Source organism: Pantoea sp. Z09 (assembly GCF_022394795.1).
Lineage (GTDB): Bacteria > Pseudomonadota > Gammaproteobacteria > Enterobacterales > Enterobacteriaceae > Pantoea > Pantoea latae.
The window spans coordinates 2,456,804-2,477,396 of sequence record NZ_CP092373.1; the positions used below are offsets into that span (position 1 = coordinate 2,456,804).

The following is a 20,593-nucleotide window of genomic DNA, read 5'->3' on the forward strand; positions in this document are numbered from 1 at the left end:
TCGAACCAGGGAAAAGATTATCGGCAGTTTACCTGTCAGACACTTGGCGCTCCAGCGGCTTTGTTGAATAAATCAGATTTCGGGTAAGTCTCCCCCGTAGCGGGTTGTGTTTTCAGGCAATACGCACGCTTTCAGGCATACCTGCTTTCGTCATTTTGTTCAGCGCTCGTACCAGGGCCATAGCCTCTGCAACCTGACCATCGTAGTCACGCAGTGTCAGTGAACCCCCGAACAGCTGTTTTACCCGGTACATCGCCGTTTCCGCTATCGAGCGACGGTTGTAATCTGTTGTCCATTTCCACCGCGCATTACTCCCGGTCATTCGCTGATTAGCCACTGCACGGTTACGGTCTGCATATTCACCGGGCCAGTAACCCGCACCTTTTCGGGGAGGGATAAGCGCGCTGATTTTCTTACGCCGCAGTTCATCGTGACATAGCCGGGTATCGTAAGCGCCATCGGCGGCGGCTGACCTGATTTTCCGGTGGGTTTGCCGGATTAACCCGGGGAAGGCCTCTGAGTCCGTAACGTTGTTCAGCGACAGGTCAGCGCAGATGATTTCATGTGTTTTACTGTCAACGGCGAGATGCAGCTTACGCCAGATACGGCGGCGTTCCTGGCCATGCTTTTTGACTTTCCACTCGCCTTCACCGAAGACCTTCAGCCCGGTGGAATCAATTACCAGGTGTGCGATTTCACCCCGGGTGGGCGTTTTGAAACTGACATTAACCGACTTTGCCCGCCTGCTGACACAGCTGTAATCCGGGCAGCGTAGCGGAACGTTCATCAGAGAAAAAATGGAATCAATAAAGCCCTGCGCAGCGCGCAGGGTCAGCCTGAATACGCGTTTAATGACCAGCACAGTCGTGATGGCAAGGTCAGAATAGCGCTGAGGTCTGCCTCGTGAAGAAGGTGTTGCTGACTCATACCAGGCCTGAATAGCTTCATCATCCAGCCAGAAAGTTATGGAGCCACGGTTGATGAGGGCTTTATTGTAGGTGGGCCAGTTGGTGATTTTGAACTTTTGCTTTGCCACGGAACGGTCTGCGTTGTCGGGAAGATACGTGATCTGATCCTTCAACTCAGCAAAAGTTCGATTTATTCAACAAAGCCCGCTCCAGCCTTAAAACAGGCTAAACTTGGCGGCACATCTTGCGGAAAGCAAAAGGAAAAGAACGCCATGCGCACAGTGTTGAACATTCTCAATTTTATTCTCGGCGGCTTTATCACCACCCTGTGCTGGCTGTTCGCCACGCTGGTGAGTATTGTCCTGATCTTTACCTTGCCGCTGACGCGCTCCTGCTGGGAAATTATGAAGCTCTCTCTGGTGCCCTACGGCAACGAGGCGGTGCATGTGGACCTGCTGCGCCCGGAGAGTAAAAGCGCCTTGCTCAATACCGGCGGCACCTTTTTGAATCTGTTCTGGCTGATCTTCTTCGGCTGGTGGCTCTGCCTCACCCATATCACCACCGGGATTGTGCAGTGCATCAGCATCATCGGCATTCCCGTGGGGATCGCCAACTTTAAAATCGCCGCCATCGCGCTCTGGCCGGTCGGCCGCCGCGTGGTGTCGGTCGAAGAGGCGCGCGCCGCGCGCGAAGCCAGCGCCCGCCGTCGCTACTGAGGTCGCCCCATGATGTCGAAAGCCTTGCCGGGCTGGCGCAACTACCTGTTCAACAGCAGCTGGCGTTACCTGCTGCGCATCTTTCTGGCGCTGACCGGCTGCGCGGCGGTGCCCTGGTGGCTGCAGCAGATTGACTGGACCATTCCGCTGACGCTCGGCGTGGTGGCCGCCGCGCTGGCCGATCTCGACGATCGTCTGAGCGGCCGCCTGCGCAACCTGCTGATTACCCTGCTCTGCTTTTGCATCGCCTCGGTCTCGGTCGAACTGCTGTTTCCTCACCCGCTGGCGTTTATGGTCGGGCTGGCGCTGTCGACCTGGGGCTTTATTCTGCTGGGCGCACTCGGCCAGCGCTACGCCACTATCGCCTTCGGCGCGCTGCTGATCGCGGTCTACACCATGCTGGGCATCGGGCTCTTTTCCCAGTGGTATATGCAGCCGATCCTGCTGCTGGTCGGCGCGCTCTGGTACAACCTGCTGACGCTGCTCGGCCATCTGATGTTTCCGGTACGGCCGGTGCAGGAGCAGCTGGCGGGCAGCTATGCGCAGCTGGCACAGTATCTTGAAGCCAAGGCCAACCTGTTCGATCCCGACGGCGACGCGCAGGATGACGCGACGCTGATCCGCACCGCGATGGCCAACAGCCAGCTGGTGGCGCAGCTCAATTTAACCAAAACCACGCTGCAAAGCCGGCTGCGCGGCGACCGCGGATCGCGCAGCACCCGCCGCAGCCTGCACTACTATTTTGTGGCGCAGGATATCCACGAGCGCGCCAGCTCGTCGCATCTGCAATACCATCTGCTGCGCGACGACTGGCGCTACAACGAGATCCTGTTCCGCTTCCAGCGTCTGCTGAATATGCAGGCGCAGGCGTGCCGCCAGCTGTCGCAGTGCATTTTGCTGCGTGAGCGCTGGGAGCACGATGCCCGCTTCGAGCGCGCGTTCGATCGTCTGCAAACCGCGCTGGAGCGGCTGCAGCAGAACGAGCCCGACGCACCCCATCTGCGCCCGCTGTTCTGGCTGCTGCGCAACCTGCGCGCCATCGATGCGCAGCTCGCTTCTATTGAGTCGGAGCAGTCGCTGGCCAGCGAGAATCTGCCGGGCGACAACCGGTTGTCGCGGGAAGGGCTGAGCGGCTGGAGCGACATCCGTCTGCGCTTCAGCCGCCATATGACGCCCGCCTCCGCGCTGTTTCGCCATGCGGTGCGCATGACCGTGGTGCTCTGTATCGGCTACGGGTTTATTCAGATCACCGGCCTGGATCGCGGCTACTGGATCCTGCTGACCAGCCTGTTCGTTTGTCAGCCGAACTATAACGCCACGCGCCGCAGGCTGGCACTGCGTATCGGCGGCACCCTGGCGGGCATCGCCATCGGACTGCCGGTGCTCTGGCTGGTGCCCTCCACCGAAGGGCAGCTGGTGCTGATCGTGGTGAGCGGCGTGCTGTTTTTCGCGTTTCGTCAGGTGCAGTATGCGCAGGCGACGCTGTTCATTACCCTGCTGGTGCTGCTCTGCTTTAATCTGCTGGGAGAGGGATTTGAGGTGGCGCTGCCGCGCATCGTCGACACGCTGCTGGGGTGCGCGCTCGCCTGGCTGGCGGTGGCGTTTATCTGGCCCGACTGGCGCTTCCGTCAGCTGCCGGCGGTGGCCGCGCGCACGCTGAACGCCAACTGCCGCTATCTCGATGCGATCATGGAGCAGTATCACCAGGGCAAAGATAATCGCCTGGCCTATCGTATCGCGCGTCGCGACGCCCATAACGCCGACGCCGAGCTGGCGTCCGTGGTTTCCAATATGAGCGGCGAGTCGCGGACTCACCAGAAGCATAAAGAGTCCGCTTTCCAGCTGCTCTGCCTGAACCACTCCTTCCTGAGCTACATCTCCGCGCTGGGCGCGCATCGCGACAGGCTCAGCGACGCGGCGCTGCTGACGCTGCTTGATGATACGGTCTGCTATGTAGAAGATGTGCTGCAAACCGACGTGGTGAGCGACAGCGAAGCGGAAACCATGCAGAACGCCCTGACGCAGCGCATCAGCGATATGGCTGCGAACCCGGAGACGCGCGCGCCGCTGGTGCTACAGCAGCTCGGTTTGCTGGTAGCGCTGCTGCCGGATATCGCCCGCCTGCGCCGTACGCTGGCGAAATCTTAGCTGTCGGCGCGCTTGAGCGTCTCAAGATACCACGCGTTCAGTTCCGCCCTGACCGCCTGCGGCAGAGTGGCTTCATGGCGCCCTTCGATGGCGCCTTCCAGCGCCAGCAGGGTTTTAAAACCGATATGCTGGTTGATCGCCTTTAGCCTGAGCCAGCACTGCTTCGCCCCCAGCTCCACCAGATGCCGGACGCTTTTCACCCCCGCTTCGTGCAGCAGCAGCTCCATGCGCAGGCTCAGGTTGGGCAGATCTTTCAGCCGCCGCGGTGCCTGCCTGGCCTGCACGTCCTGCCGCGCGGCGTGCAGCGAGGCGGCGGAAAGCGCCAGCAGCTGACGCGGATCGTCCCACAGCGCCTCGTCGACGCGGTAGTAGTTAAGGTTGACGGCGCTGCCGCGCTTGCGAAACACCAGCGGCTGCAGGGGTTGCTGCGCGACATACGCCTGCAGCGCTTCGCTGGCGCGTAAATAGAGGGCATTCTCGTTAACCAGCGCGAATACCACCTTCTCGACCGCCAGCGCATAGCCGCCGAACTGGGTGCGCGACTCGATATCGCCTAACGCGGCGAGGCGTTGACGGGACCGTTCTACAACAGGGTGCTGTTTTTTCATGGCACGCTCTCCTTGTGCGAAATTAACCGAAAAAGTCATTGCTATCAGCCCGTTAGAGATATAGAAAAAATCGGTTACGGGTTCAATTAATTCTTGCCCTGATGCCTGACCTTCTGCAGTTTTTGCGAGGCGTTTTCCAAATTTGAGGTTGATCTTTATCCACGAAGTCATTACTGTATATCCATACAGTCCATTGCTGAGTGGTTACCTTATGCGCACCCAACACTTTAAAAATGCAGGCTTTGCTCACCGTCACGTTTCTTCTTCTACGCCGTCGCAGCACAGCGGCTGGATCACAGAACTGCGCTACAGCGAACAACCGGGCATGATGCAGATGTTGTTGCTGCCGCTGCTACAGCAGCTGAGCCAGGAGTCACGCTGGCAGCTCTGGCTGACGCCGGCGCATAAGCTTAACCGCGCCTGGCTGCAGCAGTCTGGCCTGCCGCTGGAGAAGAGCATGCACGTGGCGGATTCCGAGCGTTGTACCTCGGTGGAAGCGATGATTAAGGCTTTGCGTACAGGCAATTACAGCGTGGTGCTGGCGTGGATCCCGTATGACCTGGACGAAGAAGAGCGTCGTGAATTAGAGCAGGCGGCGGCAGAAGGACAGGCGCTGGGACTGATTATGCGCACTAACGGCAACGCATCGGCTTCGCGTGGACCAGAGAAAGGACTAAAAATTCAGTCCGATTTGTTTCATTAAGTAAAATTAGGATTTTTCTCCGGTCTTTTTCCTTTTTTGTTTCGGCTAAACCACTGATTCTTTTCCTTCCAGCTTTGACAATGGCTTAGCTGCGTTTTGCTGAAAAACGCGGCGGCATTAAGGCCGGGTCAAATGTGAGAATATGTGTATAAAGCCCTGTTTTTTTGCAGCATCCCCTCACATCATACTTGTAAGTTTCCAATCTCGTTGTAGACTTTACCTCGCCAGGGTGCTCAATAATCTCCGTTTTTTATCGGTAGAGTCATAAGCGAGCGTATTAACCCGGCGAAGGATTACAACCAAGAGCAACCCTTATTGCTCATTGCCTATTTGGATGATAACGAGGCGCAAAATGAAAAAGACAGCTATCGCAATTGCAGTGGCACTGGCTGGCTTCGCTACCGTAGCGCAGGCCGCTCCGAAAGATGACACCTGGTACACCGGTGCTAAACTGGGCTGGTCTCAGTACCATGATACTGGTTACTACGGTAACGGTTATGGCAACAACAATGGCCCGACTCACGAATCTCAGCTTGGCGCTGGTGCATTCCTGGGTTACCAGGCTAACCCGTACCTGGGCTTCGAGCTGGGCTACGACTGGCTTGGCCGTATGCCGAACAAAGGCACCGTAAACAACGGCGCATTCAAAGCACAAGGCGTTCAGCTGGCTGCTAAACTGAGCTACCCGATCACTGACGATCTGGATATCTACACTCGTCTGGGTGGTATGGTATGGCGTGCTGACGCAACTCAGAACAACGCAGTCAACGGCCGCATCAGCGACCACGACACCGGTGTTTCTCCGCTGGCAGCAGTGGGTGTTGAATACGCTCTGACTCAGAACTGGGCTACCCGTCTGGACTACCAGTGGGTTAACAACATCGGTGACGCGCAGACCGTTGGCGCTCGTCCTGACAACGGCATGCTGAGCGTAGGCGTTTCATACCGCTTCGGTCAGGATGAAGTTGCACCGGTAGTTGCTCCGGCTCCGGCTCCGGCTCCAGTTGTTGAAACCAAGCGTTTCACCCTGAAGTCTGACGTGCTGTTCACCTTCAACAAATCTACCCTGAAGCCGGAAGGCCAGCAGGCTCTGGATCAGCTGTACAGCCAGCTGAGCTCAATGGATCCGAAAGACGGTTCAGTCGTGGTTCTGGGCTTCACCGACCGCATCGGTTCTGACCAGTACAACCAGAAACTGTCTGAGAAACGCGCTCAGTCCGTGGTTGACTACCTGGTTTCTAAAGGTATCCCGTCTAACAAGATCTCTGCACGTGGCATGGGCGAATCTAACCCAGTTACCGGCAACACCTGTGACAGCGTGAAAGGCCGTCAGGCTCTGATCGACTGCCTGGGTCCGGACCGTCGCGTAGAAATCGACGTGAAAGGTATCAAAGACGTTGTAACTCAGCCGCAGGCTTAAGTTCTGACGTAAGAAAAAACCCCGCAACGCGGGGTTTTTTTATGGCTGCTGTTTACCAGTGACCGAGCCGGGCTACTCGCCGCTCGTGTCGGATTTGCCCAGAATTGCCTGCAGATCCTGCTTCAGGCTCGACATCTGCGTGGCATATTTCTCTTTACGCTCCGCATCTTCGATCAGCTGAACGATGGTTTCTGACAGTGTGCAGGCGCGCCGCTGCGCCAGCCCGGCCAGCCGTTGCCAGACCAGATACTCCAGGTCGATCGACTTCTTGCGCGTATGCTGATGCTCGGCATTGAAGTGACGCTTGCGACGCGCGCGAATCGTCTGCTTAAGCCGATTGTCCAGCTCCGGATGAATGTGTTGCGCGATCCAGTCCGCGACATCAACCGGACGATTCTCCATTGAAAGCAGTTCTTCAACGGCCGCCTGCGCAGCGCTCCGTTCCAGGTGACGTGTGATCAGCTCACCTTCCCGATGTTTTTTCACCAGGTATTTCCATTTCCATCCACTTTCAAGATTTTCGAGTTGTTGGTATTTCATCGGAATCTCATCGTGACCGCGTAACAAACCAAGAATAACAGCTTTTCTGCCGGATGCAGCAAGGAAAAGGCGTTGATTGTCTCAGGGTTATTCAGAACCATGCAGTGCTTAACAAGGGGCTTTCCTGTATAATCCCGCTTTTCTTTAACCAACCAAATGCGATTATTTTGACCAGCTCTCAACTTTCCTGGCAAGACCTGCAGCCGAATATTACCGAATACGCATCTGTTTTTTCCCGCATTGAGGAAGAAGAGACCGATAGCCTGGCGGCGGTACAACCGCGTTTGCTCAATGCGCTGGCTTATCTCGCCAGCCAGACCGACGGCTTTCCCCTTCTGCTGGTGTGCAGTCAGGAAAACAGCGATTATCTGGCGCTGATTGCGCGCCAGATGGCGCGTATTGCTGACCAACCCGCTGGCCTGTTCGGCGGACACTACCATCTCATCGCGGATAACGTCACCCTTCAGCCGCCCGGCGATGCCTCGCATCCTTTTACCGGCCGCGGCGAGGTCCATTTTGCCGAATGGATTGAGAACGACCAGCTGTTTGGCTGCGTGCGCCTGCATCGCGATCGTCTCCAGCTGGAGCCGGGCCTGATCCATCGTGCCAACGGCGGCACGCTGGTGCTGTCGCTGCGTACGCTGCAGGCGCAGCCGCTGCTCTGGCTGCGCCTGAAACGCGCGATTCAGCTGGGGCGTCTCGAGTGGCAGTCGCCGGATGAACGCCATCCTCTGCCGGTTTCCATTCCGCCGCTGCCGCTCAGCCTGAAGCTGGTGCTGTGCGGCGATCGCGACGCGCTGGCGACGTTTCAGGAGAGCGATCCTGAACTGCATGAACTGGCGACCTATACCGAGTTCGAAGAGAACATGCAGGTGGTCGATGAAGAGGATATGCTCGCCTGGTGCCGCTGGGCGCAGGATGTCGCGCTGCAGGCGGATCTGCCCGCGCCGCAGGCTGATTTCTGGCCGCCCCTGATCCGCGAAGCGGTGCGTTACACCGGCGACCAGGAAGTGCTGCCGCTCTGTCCGCGCTGGCTGCTGCGCCAGATGCGCGAAGCGGTGATGCAGGAAGCCACGCTGAGCGAAGCGGCGCTGACCAGCGCGCTTGAGGCGCGCACCTGGCGCGAGGCGTTCCTCGCCGAACGCATGCGTGACGAAATCCTGTTAAAACAGATCCTGATTGAAACCGAAGGCGAAGTCGTCGGTCAAATCAACGGCCTCTCCGTGGTGGAATTTCCCGGACACCCGCGTCCCTGGGGCGAACCTTCGCGCATCACCTGCGTGGTTCACCCTGGCGACGGCGAATTTACCGACGTCGAACGTAAAGCGGAGCTGGGCGGCAATATCCACGCCAAAGGCATGATGATCATGCAGGCGTACCTGATCGCCGAGCTGGAGCTGGATCAGCAACTGCCCTTCTCGGCGTCGCTGGTGTTTGAGCAATCCTACTCAGAGGTGGACGGTGACAGCGCCTCGCTGGCCGAGCTGTGCGCCCTGATCAGCGCGCTGGCGAACCAGCCGATCAATCAGCAGATCGCCGTCACCGGTTCGGTCGATCAGTTTGGCAACGTGCAGCCAGTGGGCGGCCTGAACGAGAAGATTGAAGGTTTCTTCACTATCTGCAACGAACGTGAGCTGACTGGCCAGCAGGGCGTCATTATCCCGATGAGCAACGTGCGCCACCTGAGTCTGAGCCAGGAGGTGGTGGACGCCGTCGAACAGGGGCGCTTCCATATCTGGGCGATCGATCGCGCTGAGGAAGCCTTGCCGCTGCTGACCGGCGTCGTCTGGCGCAGCGAAGAGGAGAACGCTGACGATCTGCTGCGCAGGATCCAGGATCGCATCGCTCAGCTGAATCAGCAGGAAGCGAGCCACCGTCCCTGGCCCCTTCGCTGGCTAAACTGGTTTAACCAGCGCTGATTAAATTGCCCGGCGTACAGCTGTTCGCTAAACTTCGTGCTCTACTAAAACAAGGCTTATTGAAAACATGGTTGATAAACGCGAATCCTATAGCAAAGAGGACCTGATTGCGTCAGGTCGCGGTGAACTGTTTGGCGAGAACGGACCGCCGCTTCCGTCAGGCAACATGTTAATGATGGACCGCGTGGTCAAAATGACCGAAGACGGCGGTAAATACGATAAAGGTTTCGTGGAAGCTGAACTGGATATCCATCCGGATTTATGGTTTTTCGCCTGCCACTTTATCGGCGATCCGGTGATGCCAGGCTGCCTCGGCCTTGACGCTATGTGGCAGCTGGTTGGCTTCTATCTGGGCTGGCTCGGCGGCGAAGGCAAAGGCCGCGCGCTGGGCGTTGGCGAGGTGAAATTCACCGGCCAGGTGCTGCCGACGGCGAAGAAAGTGACCTACCGCATTCACTTCAAACGCGTCATTAACCGCAAGCTGGTGATGGGCGTCGCCGATGGCGAAGTCTTTGTCGATGGCAACCTGATTTACTCTGCCAGCGATCTGAAAGTCGGTCTGTTCAAAGACGCCAGCGCTTTCTGATAGCGCAAATGAAAACCTCCGCCGCTGCGGAGGTTTCTTCCTTTTCCTGACGGTCGATTACACCGTAACCGCCCTGTCCTCCATGGCTTGTCGCCAACCTCCCAACCAGTGAGACTTAGCCTCAATCATCTGATACGGACACATCTCTTTTGAGCGTCCTGTAATACCGGCCTGGTAGCCACGTGCATGAGCGCGTTCAAGGCGGTCTCGTTTCTGTCTCTTCATACTCCGTATTCCTCATATCAGGTCTGTGGAATCTGGTGGAAAGAAATAGAGTGGCGAAATAGTGCCCAGCCACAGTTAAGTTCTACCTGCCCTGGCCGCAAAGGTCAATGCGCAAATTTCACACCACTGTCACCGTTTTGCCGTCAAATCGCCATCAACGTCGCGCCATAAAAAGCGGCTGATGACCTTATCGCCTTGAGACGGCAATAAAAAAAAGCCCCTGGCGTTCGCTGCGTATTGCTGCGGCCGCCAGGGGCTTGAGGACATCTTTAGCGCATTTTATTCTGTGGTTATCGCCGCGTTGGCAATCTGCTGCGCGGTTTGCTGCCAGCCGATAGCCAGGGTTCGCACCAGCGCGTCATAGCCATCTTCGTTCTGCGGCAGCGCCACATCGAACCCCTGCTTCACCACATGGCCATTATGCTGCAGCACCCATTCGCCGCTGACCACGGCGCGCCCGTCGTAGCGCCCCTGAAAACCGGTAACCGTGACGTTCAGGGTGTCATGCTTCTCGCCCAACGGCGCGGCGGAGACCAGCCGCCCCGGCAGCGCTTTGCTCAGGTTGGCGACCAGCGTCTGCTGCAGCTGCTGATCGAGCGGGCTGGCCCACAGATTATTGGCGGCGATAACGTATTTAACGTCGCTGGTCTGATAAACCAGCCCGTTGCCCGCCAGATAATCGGGAACCGCAACCTGCTCCACCCACAGCGCCGGCGGCTGCGCCTCGCCGCCGGTGCGCACCTGCATCGCCGCCGGTTTCGACGGCAGCTGATAGTAAGTGTTATCAATGGTGCTGCTGCACGCGCCTAACAGCAGCGCGGCGCACAAAACGGCTCCTTTTCTCACTGTTTCGCCCTCTTTGGCTGGGGATCCTGACCCGGTTTGGCCTCAAAGACCAGCGCGTTGCTCTTGGTGTTGAGGGTTTTCAACACCGGCTGCAGTTCGCGCAGTACCTGATCGAGTCGCTGCATATCGCCCACCAGCTTAGTGTAAGCCGGAGAGCCCGGTTGCAGCCCTTTCATGCTGCGATTCAGTTCGCGCAGCGTTTGCTGCATATCTTCCGGCAGGGTTTTCATCGCCGGGCTGGCGGTGATCTGATTGAGGTTTTTCAGCGTGCCCTGCATTTCACGCAGCGTGCGCTGGCTCTCTTTCAGGGTGCCGGTTGCCTCGGTGACCACGTTGTTGAGCGGCAGGGCGTTGATCTTATCGAGCGCCGCCACCAGTTTCTGCTGGATCTGGCTCAGGCCGCCGCTGGTGGTCGGAATGATCTCGTAGCCGGCAACTTTGTTCGGGCCTTTATAGGCCGGCACATTATCGTAGAAGTCGAGATCGATATAGAGTGAGCCGGAGAGCAGGTTGCCGGTTTTCAGCGAGGCGCGCAGGCCGCGTTTTTTACCGTCCTGCAGATGCTGCTCCAGATTAAAGTCCTGACCCAGTCGGGCGGTAAAGCGATCCGGCTCGATGCGGATCAGCACCGGCACGCGATAGTCGTTATTCAACGCCTGATTGACACTTTCGGTCATAAACGGCACCTGTGAGACGGTTCCCAGACGAATGCCGCGGAACTCCACCGGCGCGCCAACCTGCAGGCCGCGAATCGAGTCGGTGAAGAACATCAGGAAATCGACGTGATTGGTGTAGAGCGAATCCTGAATGCTGCGCTGATCGTCGAACAGATGATAGTCGGCGTGGTTCGCCGCCGCCTGGCCTAAATCCCAGCCGTCCGGCACGTCGAAGCTGACGCCACCGCTGAACAGCGTGGTCAGCGATCCCATCTCGACACGCATGCCCGAGGCGGACATATCCACCGCGATGCCGCTGTCTTTCCAGAAGCGCACGTTGGTGGTCACCAGCCGATCGTAGGGCGCGGCGATAAACAGCTGATAGGTCATCATGCGCTTGTCGGTATCGAAGGTGCTGGTTTCCACGCTGCCGACGCGGTAGCCGCGGAACAGCACCGGATCGCCGGCGTTCAGCTGCCCCGCTTTTTTGCTGTCGAGGGTAATGCGGATGCCTTTCGCGTCAGGCGGTGCCAGCGGCGGCGCGTCCAGCAGCTGATACTGCTCTTTCGGCTCCGCTTTGGTGCCCGGCTGCAGTTCGATATAGTTGCCGGAAAGCAGCGTGTTGAGGCCAGTGACCCCTTCGCGGCCAATCTGCGGCTTCACCACCCAGAACACGCTGTCGCCGTGCAGCAGCTTTTCCATGCCGGAATTGAGCCGCGCGGTAATCTCCACGTGGTGCAGATCGTCGGTCAGCTCCGCTTTTTCCACCACGCCGACATCGACGCTGCGGCTTTTAATGGTGGTTTTACCCGCTTCGATACCTTCCGCGTTTTCCGTAATCAGGGTCACTTCCGGCCCGAGATGGCTAAAGTGATAAAACAGGATCCATCCGCCGATCAACAGCGTCACGATGGGGACAATCCAGACCGGCGACCAGCGTTTTATCTGGTCAACTTTGGCATGGCCGTGGTTACTTTCCGTCAAGGCGCGGCTCCTTCGTAGTGTGTTCCCGTAGGCGATCCCAGGTCAGGCGCGGGTCAAAGGTCATGGCGGCGATCATGGTCAGGATCACCACCAGCGCGAACAGCAGCGCGCCCGTCGCGGGATAAACATTCATCAGTTGCCCCATGCGCACCAGCGCAGAGAGCACGGCAATAACAAACACGTCGATCATCGACCAGCGGCCAACGAATTCGACCACTTCATACACCAGGTGCATCCTTTCGCTGTCGCGGTGGCCGCGTCCGCTGGCGTTCCAGCAGAGCCAGCCAATCGCCAGCATTTTCAGCGACGGCACCATGATGCTGGCGATAAAGATCACCAGCGCCACCGGATAGGATCCGTCGCTCCAGAGCAGGATCACGCCCGCCATAATGTTAGACGGATACGGCGTGCCGAGGGTTTCGGTCACCATAATCGGCAGCAAATTGGCGGGGATGTAGATCATCAGCGAGGTAAAGAGCAGCGCCAGCGTCCATTGCAGGCTGTGTTTGCGGCGCGGCGCGGCGATAACGCCGCAGCGCGGGCAGTCGGGCTGCTGCGCAGGCAGAATGGCGGTGCAGCAGGGACAGGAGCGCAGATTCTGCTGCAGCCCACTGACGCCCTTTTCCGGCGCATGGGGCAGCGACGGCATCGGCGCAATCTGGTTCCACAGCCAGCGGCGATCCACACACTGGAAAGCGCGCAGCTGCAGCAGGCAGAACAGACACCAGGGCCAGAAGCTGGTCTCCAGACCGATATCGCCATAGGCCATCAGCTTGACGAAGCTGACCAGCACGCCGGCCATAAAGATCTCCGCCATGCCCCAACTGCGCAGCTGAAACAGCGTGCGCGCCAGCCCGAGACGCAGACTGGCTGGCATCCTGATGCGGTTGACCAGCAGAATAATGGTCAGCATACAGAGGCCGGGGATCGCCTGCACAAACACCAGAAACAGCGTGGCGAGACTGCTGTAGTCCTCCGACACCATCACTTTCGGGATCTGCAGCAGCGATATCTGGCTGCTGAGACCCGCGACCTTCATGGTGATAAAGGGAAACAGGTTCGCCAGCAGCAGCATAAACAGCGCCGCCAGCGCATAGCCGGTCGGACGCCTGCGCGGCTCGGGCCAGTTGGTGGTCAGCACCGAGTGGCAGCGCGGGCAGGACGCACGGCTGCCCTGCGGCACATCCGGCAGTTTTACCATTAAATCGCACTGTGGACAGAGCATCCACGCCTGACTTTCAGCGGCTGAACACATCCCGACTCCCTTTTCTTTATGCGCCGTTTTTCAGCGCTTCCAGCTCTTCCCAGCGGGCGAAGGCCGTTTCCAGCTCCTGCTCCGTCTGCGCCAGCGCATCCAGCACCGGCTGGGTCTGGTCGTGCGGCTGGCTGAAGAAATCGGGATGGCTCATTTTCGCCTGCAGCTCGCCGATGCGCGCCTCCAGCGACTCCAGCTTCTGCGGCAGCTGCTCCAGCTCGCGCGTCAGGTTGTAGCTGAGCTTAGCGCCGCCGCGTTTGCCGGCCTCGTTTTTCTCTGCGGCCGGTTTCGCCCCGGCAGCAGGCTTGCTCGCCTGGGCGCTCTTCTGCTGTTTGTAGGCCGCGCGCTGCTGCTGCGCGTCATGATAGCCGCCGACAAAGCTGCCGATTTCGCCGTTGCCTTCGAAGATCCAGCACTCGGTCACGGTATTGTCGACGAACTGACGGTCGTGGCTTACCAGCAGCACCGTGCCCTGATAGCCGTCGATCAGCTCTTCCAGCAGCTCCAGGGTTTCGACGTCAAGATCGTTGGTCGGTTCATCGAGGATCATCAGGTTGCTGGGACGCAGGAAAAGACGCGCCAGCAGCAGACGGTTGCGCTCGCCACCGGAGAGGGCGCGCACCGGCGTCATGGCGCGTTTCGGATGAAACAGGAAGTCCTGCAGGTAGCCCAGCACGTGACGCGGCTTGCCGTTGACCATCACCTCCTGCTTGCCTTCGGCGAGGTTATCCATCACGGTGCGGTCGGGATCCAGCTCGGCGCGATGCTGATCGAAGTAGGCGACCTCCAGCTTGGTGCCGCTGTGCACGCGGCCGCTGTCGGCTTTCAGCTGCTGCAGCATCAGGCGCAGCAGCGTGGTTTTGCCGCAGCCGTTCGGGCCGATCAGGCCAATTTTGTCGCCGCGCTGCACCTGTGCGGAGAAGTCCTGCACCAGCGTCTTGCCGTCCACGCCATAGTTGACGTGCTCCAGTTCGAAGACGATTTTGCCGGAGCGCGACGCCTCGCCCACCTGCATATTCGCTTTGCCCATCACCTCGCGGCGCTCGGAGCGTTCGCGGCGCAGCGCTTTCAGCGCGCGCACGCGGCCTTCGTTACGGGTGCGGCGCGCCTTGATGCCCTGACGGATCCACACCTCTTCCTGCGCCAGCTTGCGGTCGAACTCGGCGTTCTGCATCTCTTCGACGCGCAGCGCCTCCTCTTTCCCCTCCAGGTAGAGGTCGTAGTTGCCCGGCCAGGAGACCAGCTTGCCGCGATCGAGGTCGACGATGCGCGTCGCCATATTGCGGATAAACGAACGGTCGTGGGAGATAAAGACGATGCTGCCGGTAAAGGTCTTCAGGAAGGTTTCCAGCCAGTCGATGGTTTCGATATCGAGGTGGTTGGTTGGTTCGTCGAGCAGTAGCACGCGCGGATTGCTGACCAGCGCGCGGCCCAGCGCCGCTTTACGCAGCCAGCCGCCCGACAGCGACGACAGCTCGGTATCCGGCTGCAGGCCGATCTGCTGCAGCACGTCGTTGATACGGCTCTCCAGCTGCCACAGGTTGTGGTGATCGAGAATGGTCTGCAAGCGCCCCATCTCGTTGAGGTTTTTCTCGCTGGGATCGAGCATCACCGCATGGGAAATGGCGTGGTAGGCCTTGAGGTGCTCGGCCTGCTCTTCCACCCCTTCCGCCACGAAGTCATACACCGAGCCGGTAATATTGCGCGGCGGATCCTGCTGCAGACGCGCCACCACCAGATCCTGCTCAAAGATGATGCGGCCATCGTCCAGCGGCTGCTCGCCGTTGATGATCTTCATCAGGGTCGACTTGCCGGCGCCGTTACGGCCGACCAGACAGACGCGTTCGTTCTCTTCGATATGCAGCTCGGTGTTGTCGAGCAGCGGCGCGTCGCTGAAGGAGAGGTAGGCGCCGTGAATACTGATTAATGACATCTGAACTTATTCCTTACCAGCGTGGGTGATCAGCCAGCAGTTGTGAATTTGACGGTTACGGGCAAAATCCTGCGACAGGGTTTTCTGGGTAATGTCCTGCGCCTTGAGGCCCAGCGACGCCAGCCCCTCAAGATCCATTTTAAAGCCGCGTTTGTTGTTGGAGAACATTACGGTGCCGCCTGCGCGCAGCAGGCGTTTCAGGTTGCGCATCAACATAATGTGATCGCGCTGCACGTCGAAGTCCTCTTCCATGCGTTTAGAGTTAGAGAAAGTCGGCGGATCGATAAAGATCAGATCGAACGTTTCGTTACTTTCGCGCAGCCAGCCAAGGCAGTCGGCCTGCATCAGACGATGCTGGCGGCCGGTCAGCCCGTTCAGCCGCAGGTTGCGCTCCGCCCACTCCAGGTAGGTGCGCGACATGTCGACCGTGGTGGTGCTGCGCGCGCCGCCCAGCCCGGCGTGCACGCTGGCGCTGCCGGTGTAGGCGAAGAGGTTGAGGAAATCTTTATCCTTGCTCATTTTGCCGAGCATCTGGCGCGCGATGCGGTGATCGAGGAACAGCCCGGTGTCCAGGTAGTCCGTCAGGTTGACCAGCAGACGCGCGTTAAATTCCTGCACCTCAAAGAAGTCGCCCTTCTCACCGAGCTTCTGATACTGGCTCTTGCCTTTCTGCCGCTCGCGCGTTTTCAGCACCAGGCGGTTGGCGGGCAGCTCCAGCACGCTAAGCGTGGCACCGATAACGTCGAACAGGCGCTGACGCGCTTTGGCGGCGTCGATGGTTTTCGGCGGCGCGTACTCCTGCACTACTACCCACTCGCCGTAGCGATCGACGGCGACGTTATACTCCGGCAGATCGGCGTCATAGAGGCGATAGCAGGCGATGCCCTCCTGGCGCGCCCACTTCTCCAGTTTCTTCAGGTTTTTCCGCAGGCGGTTTGCGTAGTCTTCGGCGATCTGGCCGCCGTTTTCGCTGCTGTTTTCCGCCAGCTGGTAGTTTTTCTGCACGCACTCAATCGGGCCGTTTTTCGCCTTGAACTGGCGCTCCGCGCGCAGCTGCAGGCAGCTCAGCAGCTCTGGCGAACCGCTGAACAGCGACAGCGTCCAGCCGCCGAAGTGCTGTTTCATAATGCGGCCGAGCTGGCTGTGCAGAGCGATCAGCGCCGGTTCGCTCTCCAGACGCTCGCCGTAGGGCGGGTTGCTCAGCACGGTGCCGCGCTGCTCGCCCGGCAGCGGATTTTTCAGCTGCAGCACATCCTGACGCGCGAAGGTAAAGAGATCGGCGACGCCGGCGCGGCGCGCGTTGGCCTGCGCCCACTCCAGCACGCGGCCGTCGCTGTCGTAGCCGAAGAAGCGCGCCTGTGCAGCGGCGGTGCCGGCGCGCGCGCGCTGCTGCGCCTCGCCTTTCACCTCGCGCCACAGCGCATCGTTGTGCTGACGCCAGTGGGTAAAGCCCCAGCGCCCGCGCAGCAGGCCCGGCGCGCGATCGCAGGCGATCAGCGCCGCCTCAATCAGCAGCGTGCCGGAGCCGCACATCGGATCGAGCAGCGGCGTGGTCGACTGCCAGCCGGAGCGCATCACGATCGCCGCCGCCAGGTTCTCTTTCAGCGGCGCCTGACCGGTCTGCTGGCGATAGCCGCGCTGATGCAGCGCGTCGCCGCTCAGATCCAGCGCAATGCTGACGCGATCTTTATTCAGCCAGACGTTGATGCGGATATCCGGCTGCTCGCGATCCACATTGGGACGCGGCAGATTCTGGCGGGTAAAGGCGTCGACAATCGCGTCTTTCACCCTTAACGCGCCAAACTGGCTGTTGCGGATCGAGTCGTTGGTGCCGCTGAAGTGCACCACAAAGGTGTGCTGGCTGCCGAACAATTCGGTCCAGTCGATGCTCTGCGCGCCGATATAGAGATCGAGATCGCTGTAAACGTTAAATTCGCCGAGCGGCAGCAAAATGCGCGACGCCAGACGGCTCCACAGCAAACTCTGGTACATCGTGCGGTCATCGGCTTCAAAGTGAACGCCTCCCTGTACCACCTGCAGTTCCTGCGCGCCCAGCGCGTCCAGCTCACTTTTCAACAGCTCTTCGAGCCCACGCGCCGTACTGGCAAAGAGAGAATTCATATCGTCACTATTACTCTTGAGAAAATTGCTGCGCATTATACCCTAAATCAGCGCCATTGTTGGAAAGCCGCGCGCCTGTCGCAGCAACCCGATCGATCACATGGGGATAGCGTCCTGACGCCAGCTATCATAAAGTTAGCTTCTTTTGTCGCGCCCGCCCGTTTCTCTGGAGATTCTTATGCTTACGCTGTCCCGTCTGTTTATCCATCCGGTCAAATCGATGCGCGGTTTGCACCTCTCTCACGCGCAGGTGCTGGAGAGCGGGCTGGCATTCGACCGCATATTTATGGTGACGGAGCTGGACGGCACCTTTATTACCGCGCGTCAGTATCCAGAGATGGTGCGCTTTACCCCGGCGCTGCTGACTGATGGCCTGTTTCTGCAGGCGCCCGACGGCAGCCAGGCGATGATCCGCTTCTGCGATTTCGCCGCGCAGGAGCAGCCGACCGAAGTGTGGGGCAACCACTTCACCGCGCGTATCGCACCCGACGCCGTTAATCGCTGGCTGAGCACCTTTTTCCCCCGCCCGGTGCAGCTGCGCTGGGTCGGCCCGCAGCCGTCACGTCGGGTGAAACGCTTTACCGCCGTGCCGCTGGGGTTCGCCGACGGCTACCCTTTTCTGCTGATCAATAACGCCTCGCTGCAGGATCTGCAGCAGCGCTGCCCGGCCAGCGTTCGCGCCGAGCAGTTTCGCGCCAACCTGATCGTCAGCGGCGCGCCCGCCTGGGATGAGGACAGCTGGGCGACAGTGCAGATCGGCGGCGTGATATTTGACGTGCCGAAGCCGTGCAGCCGCTGCGTCTTTACCACCGTCGGCACCGAAAGCGGCCGCAAACATCCCGACGGCGAGCCGCTCAGCACGCTGCAGAGGTTCCGCAGCGCGCAGGATGGCAGCGGCGATATCGACTTTGGCCTGAATCTTATTGCCCGCAGCAGCGGCATCGTGCGCGTCGGCGATGAGGTGCAGGTGCTGGCGCGCCATACGCCGCGCGCCTATGGGCCCGGCGCGGTGGTGGAGACCCTCAAGCCGCAGCAGCAAACGGCGGCGACGGTGGCGATTGCGTATCAGGGGCAGCAGTTTCAGGGCGACAACCAGCAGGTGCTGCTGGAGCAGCTGGAGATGCAGGGGTTTAAGATCCCCTACTCCTGCCGCGCGGGGTTGTGCGGCAGCTGTAAAGTGACGCTGGTGTCAGGCGACGTCAGGCCGCTGAAGAAGAGTGCCATTCGCGAAGACGGCACGATTTTGAGCTGCAGCTGTATTCCGGCCGGGGATATCGAACTGGCGTAACCGTCAGACCGCGTAGGCGAAGCGCGGTGCGCTGTCGGCGTGGTGCGGCACCAGGCGGTCGTTCATGATTTTAATGGCGTCGCCCAGCACCATCTGTTTGCCCGCCAGCGTCAGCGAAGGCTGGGCCAGCAGGCAGAGCGTGGCGTTGCCGCCGCTCTCGACCGCCAGCAGTCGCGCCTGCTCGCCGTTCTCCGCCAGCGTCACCTCGACCATATCCCCCGCCTCAGGCTGCAGCACGCAGGTCCAGGCGGTGAAGTGCCAGCTTTTCGGCATCAGCGGCTTGAGAAAGCGGCTGGCCACCAGCGCATTGAGCGTCAGCTCGGCGCGCTGATTGACGCTTAGCGCACACTGCCGGCAGCGTTCTTCGAAGGTGTAGTAGAGCGCGGCGTCGTCAACGCTGAAGCCGCTCTGGCTGAAAGCGTCGGGCGTCAACATTTTGCGGGGAAAACGAGAGCGGAAAAGCATACCGTCAGCCAGATCGAGCATCATGCGGTCATGGTCGGCGTCAAAATACCAGCGCCAGTTATCGTCAGGTTTGATTTTCATAATTTGCCTCGTCATTAACCGCCGCGTTTCTCTGCACAGACTCAGCGAAGCCCTGTTTATGGGTAAAAAGCTGAAAATACGCACAACAGGGAAAAAATATAAACGAGCCGAAGTCAGAAATAAACCCCCCGGCGTCGTTTTATTAGAAATGTCTTAGAGATGGGTCACGATATCTTTTATTAATCCCGGCCCTTTATAAATAAAGCCGGAGTAAATCTGCACCAGCGAGGCGCCTGCAGCCATTTTTTCCCGCGCCGCGGTTAATGAATCGATGCCGCCGACGCCGATTATCGGCAGCGCGCCGTCTAGCTCCTGCGCCAGCCGCTTGATCACCGCCGTGCTGCGCGACTGCACCGGACGACCGCTCAGGCCGCCGCTTTCGGTGCCATATTTCAGGCCGTTGACCAGCGAGCGATCCAGCGTGGTGTTGGTGGCGATCACGCCATCGATATTATGACGCACTAAACTGTCGGCAATTTGTATTAATTCTTCTTCAGAAAGATCGGGCGCAATTTTTACCGCCACCGGAACATATTTCAGATGCTGCTGCTCCAGCGCTTTCTGTTTCGCTTTAATCGACGCCAGAAGATCGTCCAGCGCCTCGCCATATTGCAGCGAGCGCAGGCCCGGCGTATTGGGCGAGGAGATATTTATCGCGATATAACCGGCGTGGGCGTACACCTTTTCCATGCAGATCAGGTAATCCTCTTTGCCGTTTTCCACCGCCGTGTCTTTATTCTTGCCGATATTAATGCCGAGAACGCCGTTGAAGCGCGCCTTTTTGACATTCTCCACCAGGTGGTCGACGCCGAGATTGTTGAAGCCCATGCGGTTGATAATGCCCTCCGCCTCCACCAGCCGGAACATGCGCGGCTTGTCGTTGCCCGCCTGGGCGCGCGGCGTGACGGTGCCGACCTCGACAAAGCCGAAGCCCATGGCGCCGAAGGCGTCGATGCACTCTGCATTCTTATCCAGTCCGGCCGCCAGCCCCAGCGCGTTGTCAAAGCGTAACCCCATGCAGGTGACCGGACGAGAAGGCAGTCGCTGACGGATCAGCGCCTCCAGCGGCGTGCCGCTGATAAAACGCAGCTGCTGAAAAGTGAGTTCGTGGGCGCGCTCGGGATCGAGCTTAAACAAAGCGGGTCGGACGATTGGATAAAGCATGCACTCTCCTGGAGATCGGAAGCGATG

At 59.3% G+C, this 20,593-nt stretch carries 18 protein-coding genes; 7 read left to right on the forward strand and 11 right to left on the reverse strand.

What is annotated here, in order from left to right; genetic code table 11:
- Positions 1-112 precede the first annotated feature (112 nt).
- Positions 113-1,081 (reverse strand): IS5-like element IS903B family transposase, encoded by a 969-nt coding sequence (locus MC269_RS11835; protein ID WP_000654812.1) that lies wholly within the window; start codon positions 1,079-1,081, stop codon positions 113-115.
- Between the two features lie 99 nt (positions 1,082-1,180).
- Here MC269_RS11835 and MC269_RS11840 point away from each other — a divergent pair, with 99 nt between their 5' ends.
- Together MC269_RS11840 and yccS are read left to right on the forward strand one after the other, a co-directional pair.
- Positions 1,181-1,624, forward strand: coding sequence for a YccF domain-containing protein (locus tag MC269_RS11840; RefSeq protein WP_239952525.1), 444 nt, complete (start codon positions 1,181-1,183; stop codon positions 1,622-1,624).
- A gap of 9 nt (positions 1,625-1,633) precedes the next feature.
- On the forward strand, positions 1,634-3,772 hold the full coding sequence (gene yccS, locus MC269_RS11845; RefSeq protein ID WP_239952526.1) for a YccS family putative transporter: 2,139 nt from the start codon (positions 1,634-1,636) through the stop codon (positions 3,770-3,772).
- On the opposite strand, the gene MC269_RS11850 is transcribed toward yccS, so the two are convergent.
- Positions 3,769-4,380, reverse strand: a complete 612-nt coding sequence (locus MC269_RS11850) for a TfoX/Sxy family DNA transformation protein (RefSeq protein WP_239952527.1) — start codon at positions 4,378-4,380, stop codon at positions 3,769-3,771. The genes yccS and MC269_RS11850 overlap by 4 nt on opposite strands.
- A 211-nt stretch (positions 4,381-4,591) precedes the next feature.
- On the opposite strand from MC269_RS11850, the gene sulA reads away from it, so the two are divergent.
- Positions 4,592-5,083 (forward strand): SOS-induced cell division inhibitor SulA, encoded by a 492-nt coding sequence (sulA, locus tag MC269_RS11855; RefSeq protein ID WP_081135694.1) that lies wholly within the window; start codon positions 4,592-4,594, stop codon positions 5,081-5,083.
- Positions 5,084-5,435: 352 nt separating this feature from the next.
- On the forward strand, positions 5,436-6,503 hold the full coding sequence (gene ompA / locus MC269_RS11860; RefSeq protein WP_239952528.1) for a porin OmpA: 1,068 nt from the start codon (positions 5,436-5,438) through the stop codon (positions 6,501-6,503).
- Between the two features lie 72 nt (positions 6,504-6,575).
- Here ompA and matP read toward each other — a convergent pair whose 3' ends face one another.
- Positions 6,576-7,043 carry a macrodomain Ter protein MatP gene (gene matP, locus MC269_RS11865; protein WP_143806239.1) on the reverse strand — a complete coding sequence of 156 codons (468 nt, stop codon included), beginning with the start codon at positions 7,041-7,043 and terminating at the stop codon, positions 6,576-6,578.
- Between the two features lie 53 nt (positions 7,044-7,096).
- On the opposite strand from matP, the gene MC269_RS11870 reads away from it, so the two are divergent.
- Positions 7,097-8,962 (forward strand): Lon protease family protein, encoded by a 1,866-nt coding sequence (locus tag MC269_RS11870; RefSeq protein WP_239952529.1) that lies wholly within the window; start codon positions 7,097-7,099, stop codon positions 8,960-8,962.
- 67 nt (positions 8,963-9,029) lie between these two features.
- The gene (fabA, locus tag MC269_RS11875; RefSeq protein ID WP_081135713.1) at positions 9,030-9,548 is read left to right on the forward strand and encodes a bifunctional 3-hydroxydecanoyl-ACP dehydratase/trans-2-decenoyl-ACP isomerase; all 519 of its coding nucleotides are present in this window, start codon (positions 9,030-9,032) and stop codon (positions 9,546-9,548) included.
- A gap of 57 nt (positions 9,549-9,605) precedes the next feature.
- On the opposite strand, the gene rmf is transcribed toward fabA, so the two are convergent.
- The 6 genes from rmf to rlmKL form a co-directional block, all read right to left on the reverse strand.
- Complete coding sequence (gene rmf / locus MC269_RS11880; RefSeq protein WP_072010433.1) at positions 9,606-9,773, reverse strand: ribosome modulation factor; 168 nt, start codon at positions 9,771-9,773, stop codon at positions 9,606-9,608.
- Between the two features lie 279 nt (positions 9,774-10,052).
- Positions 10,053-10,619, reverse strand: a complete 567-nt coding sequence (gene pqiC, locus MC269_RS11885) for a membrane integrity-associated transporter subunit PqiC (RefSeq protein WP_081135718.1) — start codon at positions 10,617-10,619, stop codon at positions 10,053-10,055.
- Positions 10,616-12,259, reverse strand: coding sequence for an intermembrane transport protein PqiB (gene pqiB / locus MC269_RS11890; RefSeq protein ID WP_239952530.1), 1,644 nt, complete (start codon positions 12,257-12,259; stop codon positions 10,616-10,618). Before pqiB ends, pqiC begins: the two co-directional genes overlap by 4 nt.
- Positions 12,246-13,514 carry a membrane integrity-associated transporter subunit PqiA gene (gene pqiA / locus MC269_RS11895; protein ID WP_239952531.1) on the reverse strand — a complete coding sequence of 423 codons (1,269 nt, stop codon included), beginning with the start codon at positions 13,512-13,514 and terminating at the stop codon, positions 12,246-12,248. The genes pqiB and pqiA overlap by 14 nt, the downstream gene beginning before the upstream one ends.
- A 16-nt stretch (positions 13,515-13,530) precedes the next feature.
- On the reverse strand, positions 13,531-15,447 hold the full coding sequence (locus tag MC269_RS11900) for an ABC transporter ATP-binding protein (protein WP_239952532.1): 1,917 nt from the start codon (positions 15,445-15,447) through the stop codon (positions 13,531-13,533).
- A 6-nt stretch (positions 15,448-15,453) separates the two neighbouring features.
- Entirely contained in the window at positions 15,454-17,568 is a 2,115-nt protein-coding gene (rlmKL, locus tag MC269_RS11905; protein WP_239952533.1) for a bifunctional 23S rRNA (guanine(2069)-N(7))-methyltransferase RlmK/23S rRNA (guanine(2445)-N(2))-methyltransferase RlmL, read from the reverse strand.
- A 178-nt stretch (positions 17,569-17,746) separates the two neighbouring features.
- On the opposite strand from rlmKL, the gene MC269_RS11910 reads away from it, so the two are divergent.
- Positions 17,747-18,856, forward strand: coding sequence for a YcbX family protein (locus MC269_RS11910; RefSeq protein ID WP_239952534.1), 1,110 nt, complete (start codon positions 17,747-17,749; stop codon positions 18,854-18,856).
- A gap of 3 nt (positions 18,857-18,859) precedes the next feature.
- Here the strand turns inward: MC269_RS11910 and MC269_RS11915 are convergent, their stop codons facing one another.
- Together MC269_RS11915 and pyrD are read right to left on the reverse strand one after the other, a co-directional pair.
- Positions 18,860-19,402 carry a cell division protein ZapC gene (locus tag MC269_RS11915; RefSeq protein ID WP_081135743.1) on the reverse strand — a complete coding sequence of 181 codons (543 nt, stop codon included), beginning with the start codon at positions 19,400-19,402 and terminating at the stop codon, positions 18,860-18,862.
- Positions 19,403-19,555: 153 nt separating this feature from the next.
- On the reverse strand, positions 19,556-20,566 hold the full coding sequence (pyrD, locus tag MC269_RS11920; protein WP_081135747.1) for a quinone-dependent dihydroorotate dehydrogenase: 1,011 nt from the start codon (positions 20,564-20,566) through the stop codon (positions 19,556-19,558).
- Positions 20,567-20,593 lie beyond the last annotated feature (27 nt).

What these genes read in the sequence shown, in the direction of transcription:
- MC269_RS11840 (WP_239952525.1), top strand. Translation starts at nt 1,181, where the DNA reads ATGCGCACAGTGTTGAACATTCTCAATTTTATTCTCGGCGGCTTTATC.
- yccS (WP_239952526.1), top strand. Translation starts at nt 1,634, where the DNA reads ATGATGTCGAAAGCCTTGCCGGGCTGGCGCAACTACCTGTTCAACAGC.
- MC269_RS11850 (WP_239952527.1), bottom strand. Translation starts at nt 4,380, where the DNA reads ATGAAAAAACAGCACCCTGTTGTAGAACGGTCCCGTCAACGCCTCGCC.
- sulA (WP_081135694.1), top strand. Translation starts at nt 4,592, where the DNA reads ATGCGCACCCAACACTTTAAAAATGCAGGCTTTGCTCACCGTCACGTT.
- ompA (WP_239952528.1), top strand. Translation starts at nt 5,436, where the DNA reads ATGAAAAAGACAGCTATCGCAATTGCAGTGGCACTGGCTGGCTTCGCT.
- matP (WP_143806239.1), bottom strand. Translation starts at nt 7,043, where the DNA reads ATGAAATACCAACAACTCGAAAATCTTGAAAGTGGATGGAAATGGAAA.
- MC269_RS11870 (WP_239952529.1), top strand. Translation starts at nt 7,097, where the DNA reads ATGCAGCAAGGAAAAGGCGTTGATTGTCTCAGGGTTATTCAGAACCAT.
- fabA (WP_081135713.1), top strand. Translation starts at nt 9,030, where the DNA reads ATGGTTGATAAACGCGAATCCTATAGCAAAGAGGACCTGATTGCGTCA.
- rmf (WP_072010433.1), bottom strand. Translation starts at nt 9,773, where the DNA reads ATGAAGAGACAGAAACGAGACCGCCTTGAACGCGCTCATGCACGTGGC.
- pqiA (WP_239952531.1), bottom strand. Translation starts at nt 13,514, where the DNA reads ATGTGTTCAGCCGCTGAAAGTCAGGCGTGGATGCTCTGTCCACAGTGC.
- MC269_RS11900 (WP_239952532.1), bottom strand. Translation starts at nt 15,447, where the DNA reads ATGTCATTAATCAGTATTCACGGCGCCTACCTCTCCTTCAGCGACGCG.
- rlmKL (WP_239952533.1), bottom strand. Translation starts at nt 17,568, where the DNA reads ATGAATTCTCTCTTTGCCAGTACGGCGCGTGGGCTCGAAGAGCTGTTG.
- MC269_RS11910 (WP_239952534.1), top strand. Translation starts at nt 17,747, where the DNA reads ATGCTTACGCTGTCCCGTCTGTTTATCCATCCGGTCAAATCGATGCGC.
- MC269_RS11915 (WP_081135743.1), bottom strand. Translation starts at nt 19,402, where the DNA reads ATGAAAATCAAACCTGACGATAACTGGCGCTGGTATTTTGACGCCGAC.
- pyrD (WP_081135747.1), bottom strand. Translation starts at nt 20,566, where the DNA reads ATGCTTTATCCAATCGTCCGACCCGCTTTGTTTAAGCTCGATCCCGAG.